The organism is Enterobacteriaceae endosymbiont of Donacia piscatrix, assembly GCF_012569525.1.
Lineage (GTDB): Bacteria > Pseudomonadota > Gammaproteobacteria > Enterobacterales > Enterobacteriaceae.
In genome coordinates this window covers 2,301-7,635 of the sequence record NZ_CP046200.1, presented here as the reverse complement: position 1 = coordinate 7,635, position 5,335 = coordinate 2,301, and the positions used below count along the sequence as shown (strand labels likewise).

Sequence of the window (5,335 nt, the reverse complement as noted above, 5' to 3'; positions counted from 1 at the left end):
ATTATATCCAACAGCAGCTACACTTTTAGGGAATCCTGTTTTATCTTGTCTTATAGCTACAACAGAAGGTTCATTTAAAACAATACCTTTACCTTTAACATAAATTAAAGTATTTGCTGTTCCTAAATCTATAGATAAATCATTAGAAAACATTCCCCGAATTTTTTTTAACATAATAAAAAAACCCGATTTTATATTTTATCTTTATTTCGATTAAATTAAATTTTTTTTATATATAATGTATGATAACATTTTATTTATAATAAATAAATTGTTTATTATAAATAAAAAAATTAATTTACATTTTAAATTAAAATATAATAAAATTATAAATTAGATAATTTATTTTTAAAAAAATAAAATAGAAAAACATGAGAAAAAAAAAATATCATATTTTAATTTTAAATGGTCCTAATTTAAATCTTTTAGGTACTAGGGAACCTAGTAAATATGGTAATAGATCTTTACAAGATATTATTAAAATATTGTTAACAAAAATTAAAAAAAAAAATTGTAAATTAAGTCATTTTCAATCTAATGCAGAATATAAATTAATTGATTATTTAATAACATATAAAAATAAAATTAATTATATTATTTTCAATCCTGCTGCTTTTACACATACTAGTATTGCTTTACGTGATACTTTATTAGGAATTAATATCCCTTTTATAGAAGTACACATTACTAATATATATAAAAGAGAAATATTTCGTAAAAAATCTTTTTTTTCAGATATTTCTAGTGGAGTTATATCAGGATTAGGTTCATATGGCTATATTTTAGCATTAAAGGCTATTACTAAAAGATTAAAAATATGTATTTAATATACAATAATATAAATAAATTATTAATTATTATTATTTTTTTTAAAAAAAATTAAGGGATTTATTTCTCCATAACTATCTATAATTATTACTTCTGGTTCTAACCAGACATCAAATTTATTTCCTACAGTATTATATATCTTAATAGCAAAGTTTAATATATCTATACCTAAAGAATTATTAAATTTATTTAAAATTATTAATGATTGCTTAGAATGTACTGTAACACCTTTATAAAGATATTTTTTAAAATTACATTGGTTAATTAACCATCCTGCAAATAATTTAATACAATTATCTTGTAAAGTATAAGGCATATTATTATACATTTGTAATAATTTAGATCCTTTTTCTAAAGAAATAGAAGGATTTTTAAAAAAACTACCTGCATTACCATAAATTTTATGGTTAGGGATTTTTTTTCGTCTTATATTGCAAATATAGTTAAAAATTTTTTGAGGAGTAATATTATCGTTTTTTAAATATTTTAAAGAAGAATATCGTAAATTTGGAATCCATTTTTTTGATAAAAATAAACCAACAGAAATCACAATATATTTTTTATAATTTTTATGTTTAAAAATACTATCTCTATATTTAAATTGACAATCTCTATTATTAAATCTTTTAATTTTTTTACTTATAGGATCAATAAAATCAACATATTGACAAAAATCTTTTATACTAGAACCATAAGCTCCAATATTTTGAACTAGTGCAGAACCAACACGTCCAGGTATTAATGCTAAATTTTCTAAACCATAAATTTTATTTTTTAACGTAAATTTAACTAATTTGTGCCAGCTTTCTCCAGAATTTATATGTAAATTCCAATAATTTTTAGATTCTCTAATATATATACCTTTAATTCTATTAATAATGACTAATCCATAAAAATTATTTAAAAATAAAACATTACTTCCTTCTCCTAATACTAAACAAGGATAATGTTTTTTTTTATATTTTTTCCATAACTGACATAATTTTTGTAAATTTTTAATTATAGATATTTTATATCCATTAATTTTTAAATTAAAAGTATTTAATATCTTTAATGAATTATTCATATATGACATTTTTATGTAAAATTTTAATTTTCGTTCCTGGTATTTACCTACTCTTACATGAGGAAACCTCACACTACCATCGGCACTACAATATTTCACTTCTGAGTTCGGAATGGATTCAGGTGGTACCATTGCGTTATTTATACCAGGACTTTTTCATAAATATTATTCAATAATTTAATAATTAAACGATTCTGGTGTTGTAAGGTTAAGACTCACGGGTGTTTATTAGTACTAGTTAGCTTAACATATTACTATGCTTACACATCTAGCCTATCAACGTCATAGTCTTTAACGTCCCTTAAGAGATTTTTATAAATAATTAATAAAAATCATGGGAAGATTAATCTTAAGGTAAGTTTCGCGCTTATATGCTTTCAGCGCTTATCTTTTCCGTATTTAGCTACCGGGCAATGCCATTGGCATGACAACCCGAACACCATAGATACGTTCACTCCGGTCCTCTCGTACTAGGAGTAAATCCTTTCAATCTTCCAACGCCCACGGCAGATAGGGACCGAACTGTCTCACGACGTTCTAAACCCAGCTCGCGTACCACTTTAAATGGCGAACAGCCATACCCTTGGGACCTACTTCAGCCCCAGGATGTGATGAGCCGACATCGAGGTGCCAAACACCGCCGTCGATACGAACTCTTGGGCGGTATTAGCCTGTTATCCCCGGAGTACCTTTTATTCGTTGAGCGATGGCCTTATCATACAGAACCATCGGATCACTAAGACCTGCTTTCGCATCTGTTCGAATTGTCATTCTTACAGTTAAGCCAGCTTATACCTTTGCACTAACCTCACGATTTCCGACCGTGATTAGCTGACCTTAGTACTCCTCCGTTACTCTTTAGGAGGAGACCGCCCCAGTCAAACTACCTACCAGACATTGTCTCTAATCCGGATTACGGATTTAGGTTAGAATAATAAATATTAAAGGGTGGTATTTCAAGGTTGATTCCATATTAACTAGCGTTAATATTTCATTATCTCCCACCTATCCTACACATTAATATTTATTATTCAATATCAAGCTATAGTAAAGGTTCACGGGGTCTTTCCGTCTTGCCGCGGGTACACTGCATCTTCACAGCAATTTCAATTTCACTGAGTCTCAGGTGGAGACAGTCTGACCATCATTACGCCATTCGTGCAGGTCGGAACTTACCCGACAAGGAATTTCGCTACCTTAGGACCGTTATAGTTACGGCCGCCGTTTACCGGGGCTTCGATCAAGAGCTTCTTATAAAATAATAACCCTATCAATTAACCTTCCGGCACCGGGCAGGCGTCACACCGTATACGTCCACTTACGTGTTTGCACAGTGCTGTGTTTTTAATAAACAGTTGCAGTCAGCCGTTATCTTAGACTGATATTAGCTTAAAAAGTAAATTTTCTTACCAACAATCAGTGTGCCTTCTCCCGAAGTTACGGCACTATTTTGCCTAGTTCCTTCACCTGAGTTCTCTCAAGCGCCTTAGTATTCTCTACCTGACTACCTGTGTCGGTTTATAGTACGATTCAATATTATTTAAGTTTAGAGGATTTTCTTGTAAGTATGGTATCAATTACTTCAATACAATAAAGTATTTCGTCATTACACCTCAATGTTAATAATTACCCGGATTTTCCTAGATAATTCATCTACATGCTTAAACCAAGACAACCATCACTTGGATAATTTAACCTTCTTCGTCCCCCCTTCACAATAATAATGAGTACAGGAATATTAACCTGTTATCCATCAACTACGCTTTTCAGCCTCATCTTAGGAATCGACTTACCCTACCCCGATTATCGTTGGATAGGAAACTTTAGTCTTTCGGCGAATAGGTTTTTCACCTATTTTATCGTTACTCATGTCAGCATTCGCACTTCTGATATCTCCAATAAATTTTACAATTTACCTTCAGCAATTTACAGAACGCTCCCCTACCCAATAAAATAATATTCTTTTTATTGTCGCAGCTTCGGTGTATAATTTAGCCCCGTTACATCTTCCGCGCAGAACGACTAGACCAGTGAGCTATTACGCTTTCTTTAAATGATGGCTGCTTCTAAGCCAACATCCTGGCTGTTTATGCCTTTCCACTTCGTTTCCCACTTAATTATAACTTAGGGACCTTAGCTAGCGATCTGGGTTGTTTCCCTCTTCACAACGGACGTTAGCACCCGTTGTGTGTCTCCCGTGATAACATAAATTCGGTATTCGTAGTTTGCATCGGATTGGTAAATCTGGTAGATTCCCTAACCGAAACAGAGCTCTACCCCCGAATATGAATTACACGAGGCGCTACCTAAATAGCTTTCGGGGAGAACCAGCTATCTCCCGGTTTGATTGGCCTTTCACCCCTAACCACAAGTCATCCGCTAATTTTTCAACATTAGTCGGTTCGGTCCTCCAGTAAGAATTACCAAACCTTCAACCTGCTCATGGTTAGATCACCGGGTTTCGGGTCTATATCTTGCAACTAAAAACGCCCTTTTAAGACTCGGTTTCCCTACGGCTTCCTTATACAGTTAACCTTGCTACAAAATATAACTCGCTGACCCATTATACAAAAGGTACGCAGTCACACTTTTTAAAGTGCTCCTACTGCTTGTACGTATATGATTTCAGGTTCTATTTCACTCCCCTAACCGGGGTTCTTTTCACCTTTCCCTCACGGTACTAGTTCACTATCGGTCAGTCAGTAGTATTTAGCCTTAGAGGATGATCCCCCTATATTCAAACAAGATTACTCGTGTCTCGTTCTACTCGTTGAGATTATAATTATTATATTTTAATATACAGGACTATCACCTTGTGTCGTATAACTTTCCAGTTATTTCTACTAATATAATAAGTAAAATATATCTCGGGCTTTTTCCTGTTCGCTCGCCACTACTAAGGAAATCTCTATTGATTTTTTTTCCTCAGGATACTTAGATGTTTCAGTTCTCCTGGTTTACTTCGTAATTCTATGTATTCAAATTACGATAATATATAATTACATATATTAGGTTTCCCCATTCGGAAATCACCGACTAATAACGCTTTATATCAGCTTATCGATGCTTTTCGCAGATTTACACGTCCTTCATCGCCTCTGACTGCCAAGGCATCCATCATATACGCTTATTTACTTAACCTTACAACCCACAATCGTCTAAATATTTAAATTTATAATTTTATATAATAAAACCTAATTTTAAAAAACAATTGCCCCTTAGGGGATTTGAACCCCTGTTACCGCCGTGAAAGAGCGATGTCCTAACCTCTAGACGAAAGGGACTGATAAAATCTACTTATTATTAATTAAATAAATATCAGAAAATATGTGTGGACATTCTCATTTTAGGATTTTTTATAATAAAGGAGGTGATCCAACCACAGGTTCCCCTACGGTTACCTTGTTACGACTTCACCCCAGTTATGAATCATAAAGTGGT

General features: G+C 32.4%; 2 protein-coding genes, 1 tRNA gene, 2 rRNA genes and 1 pseudogene. 1 reads left to right on the top strand and 5 read right to left on the bottom strand.

The window, feature by feature from the left end; all coding sequences use genetic code 11:
* Positions 1 to 81 precede the first annotated feature (81 nt).
* Positions 82 to 174, bottom strand: a pseudogene (locus GJT96_RS02460) (rod shape-determining protein); the annotation flags it as partial.
* Positions 175 to 371: 197 nt separating this feature from the next.
* On the opposite strand from GJT96_RS02460, the gene aroQ reads away from it, so the two are divergent.
* Positions 372 to 827, top strand: a complete 456-nt coding sequence (gene aroQ, locus GJT96_RS00035) for a type II 3-dehydroquinate dehydratase (RefSeq protein ID WP_169780226.1) — start codon at positions 372 to 374, stop codon at positions 825 to 827.
* A gap of 23 nt (positions 828 to 850) precedes the next feature.
* On the opposite strand, the gene murB is transcribed toward aroQ, so the two are convergent.
* From murB to GJT96_RS00015, 4 genes are all read right to left on the bottom strand, one after another.
* Entirely contained in the window at positions 851 to 1,894 is a 1,044-nt protein-coding gene (gene murB / locus GJT96_RS00030; RefSeq protein ID WP_169780225.1) for a UDP-N-acetylmuramate dehydrogenase, read from the bottom strand.
* 34 nt (positions 1,895 to 1,928) lie between these two features.
* Positions 1,929 to 2,044, bottom strand: a 5S ribosomal RNA gene (gene rrf, locus GJT96_RS00025).
* A 54-nt stretch (positions 2,045 to 2,098) separates the two neighbouring features.
* Positions 2,099 to 5,035: ribosomal RNA gene (locus tag GJT96_RS00020) — 23S ribosomal RNA — on the bottom strand.
* Between the two features lie 71 nt (positions 5,036 to 5,106).
* Positions 5,107 to 5,178, bottom strand: a tRNA-Glu gene (locus GJT96_RS00015).
* Positions 5,179 to 5,335 lie beyond the last annotated feature (157 nt).

Excerpts from the sequence above, each read along its gene's own strand:
- aroQ (WP_169780226.1), top strand. The coding sequence starts at position 372 with ATGAGAAAAAAAAAATATCATATTTTAATTTTAAATGGTCCTAATTTA.
- murB (WP_169780225.1), bottom strand. The coding sequence starts at position 1,894 with ATGAATAATTCATTAAAGATATTAAATACTTTTAATTTAAAAATTAAT.